Here is a 416-nt window from a genome sequence, read left to right as displayed (position 1 = left end):
ACCACCGGCATCGGCGCCGTGCTCAACACCGCCAAGGTGGAAGAGGGCGCCAGCGTGGCCATCTTCGGCCTGGGCGGCATTGGCCTGGCGGCGATCATCGGCGCCAGGATGGCCAAGGCCTCGCGGATCATCGCCGTCGACATCAACCCGGCCAAGTTCGATATCGCCAGGGAACTGGGCGCCACCGACTTCGTCAACCCGAAGGACCACCAGAAGCCGATCCAGGACGTCATCGTCGAGATGACCGACGGCGGCGTGGACTACTCCTTCGAGTGCGTCGGCAACGTGCAGCTGATGCGCGCGGCGCTGGAGTGCTGCCACAAGGGCTGGGGCGAATCGACCATCATCGGCGTCGCCGGCGCCGGCCAGGAGATCAGCACCCGGCCGTTCCAGCTGGTCACCGGCCGCGTCTGGCG

At 68.0% G+C, this 416-nt stretch carries 1 protein-coding gene; it reads left to right on the top strand.

All coding sequences use genetic code 11. The features are described from left to right. A partial coding sequence (locus DK254_RS00815; protein WP_146219545.1) for a zinc-binding dehydrogenase occupies positions 1-416 on the top strand: 416 nt, incomplete at both ends.

Source organism: Pseudomonas sp. RW407 (assembly GCF_003176655.1).
GTDB classification, from domain to species: Bacteria; Pseudomonadota; Gammaproteobacteria; order Pseudomonadales; family Pseudomonadaceae; genus Pseudomonas; species Pseudomonas delhiensis.
The sequence above is the reverse complement of the archived record's forward strand: the minus strand, read 5'-3'. Positions and strand labels throughout refer to the sequence as shown.